A 4,524-nucleotide genomic window follows, 5' to 3' on the forward strand; every position below is an offset into this window, starting at 1 on the left:
GGAGCGCGACAGCACGATCTTGGGTTTTAATTTTGTTCTAATAAGATTGGCGGTAGCCATATATCCTAAGTAAACCTTACATTGCTATAGCAATCAAAAATTAACGATCGCCTTAACGGTAATACAGTGAGTTATGATGCTTTGAGTGCGTTTAGGTTAAATAAAAGTCCGTGTTAGACATTAAGCTCGTGCGATCGCAGCCCGAACAGGTACAAGCTCGCCTCAACAGCCGAGGCAAAGGTTACGACATTAGTAGATTGGTCGAACTAGAGCAAGAAGTTCGGACGTTAGAAACTCAGCGATCGCATTTGCAAGCCGAAAACAACGACATCGGCAAGCAAGTCGGCATCAAAATGAAATCGAGTGCCCCTGCCGAAGAAATCCAAGCACTCAAAGCGAGATCGCTAGAAGTCAAACAATTACTAGCAGAACTCGAACCCAAGGAAAAATCCTTGCGGGAAGAGAGTAATGCAATCTTGATGACCCTGCCCAACTTGCCTAGCGAAACCACACCCATCGGCGCGAATGAAGATGAAAATGTGGAAGTGCGGCGCTGGGGCGATGAATATAAGACTAGCCGCACCGATATCTTGCCCCATTGGGAAATTGGCGAAAAGTTGGGCATCCTTAACTTTGAACGCGCTGTTAAGATCGCCCAAACTCGCTTTGTCAATCTCATTGGTGCGGGAGCCGCCCTCGAACGCGCCCTAATTCAGTTCATGCTGAATACCCATACCGCTAATGGCTATACCGAAGTTGCGCCGCCCCTGCTTGTCAATACCGCCAGCATGACAGGCACAGGTCAGCTACCCAAGTTTGCTGAAGATTCGTTTAAATGTGCTGAAGACGATCTGTGGCTGATTCCGACTGCGGAAGTTCCCGTTACAAATCTCTATCGCGATGAAATCCTTGAGGGTGAGAATCTGCCGATTCATCACTGTGCCTATACCCCTTGTTTCCGTCGCGAAGCAGGAAGCTATGGACGCGATACCAGAGGATTAATTCGTTTGCACCAGTTCAACAAAGTGGAACTGGTCAAATTTGTACTTCCAGAGAACTCGGCGGCGGAGCATGAGAAGTTAGTACGCGACGCGGAATCCATTCTCCAAGCCCTAAAGCTTCCCTATCGGGTAATGGAACTCTGCACGGGAGACATCGGCTTTAGTGCCGCCAAATGCTATGACCTCGAGGTATGGCTGCCTGCGGCAAATACCTATCGCGAAATTTCTAGTTGTTCTAATTTCCTAGATTTCCAAGCTCGACGCGCCAATATTCGTTTTAAGAATAAAGGTAAAAAGGGAACGGAATTTTTGCATACTCTCAATGGCTCAGGACTAGCCGTGGGACGCACAATGACCGCCATTCTGGAAAACTATCAGCAACCTGACGGACGCATTTTAATTCCTGAAGTGCTACAACCTCTACTAAATAGAGAATACCTCTAGAAAAAGTACAGTTATCTGGTTACTTCTAGATAACTAAAAATGTTTTGAGCTTTCTGAAAACCCCCAGAAATTTTTTAAAAGTCTGGCTTTGCCAGACTTTTAAAAAATTTCTGTTATTCCCCAAAGCCTCTTGAGGCTTTAACAAGAGACATAATTATGGCTACGATCCACCAACTGCATCCAGACAATCCTCAAGCACGTACGATCGCCCAGATTGTCGATGCTTTACGCGATGGCGCAATCATGCTCTATCCGACGGATACGGTCTTTGCGATCGGTTGCGATCTGATGTCAAAGTCGGCAGTGGAGAGCGTTCGCAAGCTGAAGCAGATGTCGAACGACAAACCTCTAACGTTTTTATGTTCTTCTCTTTCTAATATTGCGGAATATGCCAATGTCTCCAATGCCAATTATCGCACGATGAAAAGTTTGGTTCCAGGTCCATTTACTTTTATCTTGCCAGCGACCAAGCTCGTGCCGAAATTGGTGTTAAATCCAAAACGCAAAACCACGGGCATTCGCGTTCCCAATCACATGGTATCGCAAGCGCTAATTGAAGCATTAGGCAATCCCGTTATTTCTACTTCTGCAAATTTGAAAGAAGACGTTCTAGACAGTCTGGAGTTGGACTATCAGGGCAAAGGTAGCAAACAGCGCCATGTTTCGACCCTTTCCAAAATTGAACTATTCGATTACTTTTATAAGTTAGTCGATCTCATCGTTGACGATGGTTCCGAGCTCAGTTATGAGGTCTCGACCATCATCGATCTTACCGACGATCTCAATCCCCAGATTTTGCGTCAAGGACTAGGGGAAGTTCCATTTTTGTAATATAAGCTCTAACTAACACGCTTTGTCTGGAGATGCAAAATATGCGTTCTTTACGAAAATTACCGCTATTATCATTAGCTCTTGTCCTATTTGGTTATATCGTCTACGGATGGTTGCTGTCGATTCACAAGGCAGATTGGCGGATCTGGATTCCTGCTGGTGCGATCGCCTTTGGCGTAGATTGGATTGTTGCCGTTGGATGGGCGATCGCAGCAGTCTTTTTTGTGTTCTTCCAAAAATCACAGTTTGCCCTATCCCTAGGCATCAGCATCGTTTGGGCATTGTTGATGTATGTGGCTCGAAACGAACTTCGCGCTTTTATGAACAATCGGGGATGGAACTTTTTTGTCCTAGCCTTGATTGCGGGTGGAGGTTTGGGGCTCGGCTGGTTTACCGATACATTGCCCATAATTCGCACTTTTAGTGAATCGCTAATTAAATAGCCTAGGCTTCATCTTCTCCACAGCATTGTAAATAAGCTACACTTGACAAACCCCAAGAATTGAATGGCGGCGCGAAGCGCCGCCATTCAATTCTTGGGGTTTGTTTTCTAATTCACTGAAGTGAACCAACACTTCAGTGAATTAAAAAATCAGTAAGGTTTTGAGATTCACAAAATGGCGTTGCCATTTTGTGAATTGGTATTACACTTGGCGACAGCTATAACGTCAGTTCGGGTTAAGCTAGTAAATTTTAAAATCCCCAAAGTAAAAGCCTTGCTTAGCAAGGCTTTTACTTTGGGGATTTGAGAAAGGGTTTGCGTAGCAAACCCTTTCTCAGATCCTCATTTGGGTGACTGAAATTTTGCCAGAGAAACAAACATCCACATCAGTATTTGGCGTGCGATCGCGGAGGTGATAGCGACCTGCATAGGTCACCCGATCGCCTTCAGTCTGAAACTCTAAGGGTAATGGGGAATTCGATTTTTCACAAAAAACTACTTCAGTGTTCAGATTTTGCTCTGCTTCAGGCAAATGGGGCAAATTCACATTCCAATAGGACTGAGGCGGCAGGGGAATTTCCAGAAGTTGCTTGATTACACGCGCAGTAGTCTCAGATGCCCAAGTCCAGTTAAATTCTCGCCGCCGATCTTGATAGTGGGAAATGGCGATCGCAGGAATATTATAAAAAGCTGCCTCGCGCACCGCCGCAACCGTTCCAGACATGTAGGTATCTACCCCCATATTACCGCCATGATTGATGCCCGACAGCACCAATTTCACATCGCTGTATAGATGGGCGATCGCAACCCGCACGCAATCCGCAGGCGATCCAGCGATCGCATAAATATCTTTGTCGCGTTGGGCGATCGCGATCGGCGCTTTGGTTGTTACTTGATGACCACAACCCGAATATTCGCAATTAGGAGCAGCGATCGCCCCTTTATTCCCGAAAAATAGTTCCGTCGCCCGTTGCAAAGCCCAAAGCCCCTCGGCATCAATCCCATCGTCATTGGTCAAAATTACTGTCATAACTTCCTAAAAGTAGCGCTAACGCCGCCCAAAGCATGCTGTGGCGCACGATGCGTGCGCCACATTAGGCTTTGGGTTGTAATTATTTCCTATGGATTAAGCCGCTTGTTCTTCTAGCTGATCCTTATGAAGCCAGATTACAGGTGTAGGGACTTTAGCAAATTTGATTTGCACATAATCACCACGAAACTCTAACACTTCGCCCCATGTCTCAAAAATGTACGATGACCAACGAGGATCATTTGCCGATGCTTCAAGACTATTTTCTAACTTTTCACGAACAGCGCGAACGAGGGTGCCTTTTTTCAGTGCCATAATATTCAATGCAACAAATTGTTAAGGATTTAAAACTGCTACTAAGTATTGTATAACAGAAGCTCAAGCAGTATTTAGGAATAACTAGCGAAGTTTTCATTCGATCTTGGGCAACCTGAAAACTTCTATGACTTCGATAGGTAATTACCTATGGCTATAGTCACCTGTCTTAAGTAGCTAGGCATAATTAAAAACCAAAACCAGAGAGCATACCGCCTGCTGCGCGGGCGGTATGCTTTTCTGTATTTCTCGAACTACTTAGGACATTTCGCGATCAGCAGTCCAGAGAGCGTTATACTCCCTTCCCACCAAAGAAATAGACATACAAAACCAAGAATTAGCGTTGCGGCGCGAAGTGCCGCAACGTCTAATTTTTTACTGGCAAGGGAGTACCAAAGCTCAAAATAGAGTATCCATTTTGAGCTTTGAAAACCCTTACTGGGTTTGGTTTTTATAGCTGT

The 4,524-nt window shown here is 45.3% G+C and carries 6 protein-coding genes; 3 read left to right on the top strand and 3 right to left on the bottom strand.

The window, feature by feature from the left end:
• The first annotated feature begins 170 nt into the window (after positions 1-170).
• From serS to AC805_RS12205, 3 genes are all read left to right on the top strand, one after another.
• Entirely contained in the window at positions 171-1,445 is a 1,275-nt protein-coding gene (gene serS, locus AC805_RS12195) for a serine--tRNA ligase (RefSeq protein WP_055075697.1), read from the top strand.
• Positions 1,446-1,601: 156 nt separating this feature from the next.
• Positions 1,602-2,276 carry an L-threonylcarbamoyladenylate synthase gene (locus tag AC805_RS12200; RefSeq protein ID WP_055075698.1) on the top strand — a complete coding sequence of 225 codons (675 nt, stop codon included), beginning with the start codon at positions 1,602-1,604 and terminating at the stop codon, positions 2,274-2,276.
• Between the two features lie 41 nt (positions 2,277-2,317).
• On the top strand, positions 2,318-2,719 hold the full coding sequence (locus AC805_RS12205) for a hypothetical protein (protein WP_055075699.1): 402 nt from the start codon (positions 2,318-2,320) through the stop codon (positions 2,717-2,719).
• A 333-nt stretch (positions 2,720-3,052) separates the two neighbouring features.
• Here the strand turns inward: AC805_RS12205 and surE are convergent, their stop codons facing one another.
• The 3 genes from surE to AC805_RS26845 form a co-directional block, all read right to left on the bottom strand.
• The gene (gene surE / locus AC805_RS12210) at positions 3,053-3,748 is read right to left on the bottom strand and encodes a 5'/3'-nucleotidase SurE (protein ID WP_055075700.1); all 696 of its coding nucleotides are present in this window, start codon (positions 3,746-3,748) and stop codon (positions 3,053-3,055) included.
• 96 nt (positions 3,749-3,844) lie between these two features.
• The gene (gene ndhO, locus AC805_RS12215; RefSeq protein WP_055075701.1) at positions 3,845-4,063 is read right to left on the bottom strand and encodes an NAD(P)H-quinone oxidoreductase subunit O; all 219 of its coding nucleotides are present in this window, start codon (positions 4,061-4,063) and stop codon (positions 3,845-3,847) included.
• Between the two features lie 254 nt (positions 4,064-4,317).
• Positions 4,318-4,524: hypothetical protein (locus AC805_RS26845; RefSeq protein WP_231662765.1), on the bottom strand; the 207-nt coding region annotated here is incomplete at its 5' end.

Origin of the sequence: Pseudanabaena sp. 'Roaring Creek' (assembly GCF_001402795.1) — a bacterium.
Classification (GTDB): Bacteria; Cyanobacteriota; Cyanobacteriia; order Pseudanabaenales; family Pseudanabaenaceae; genus Pseudanabaena.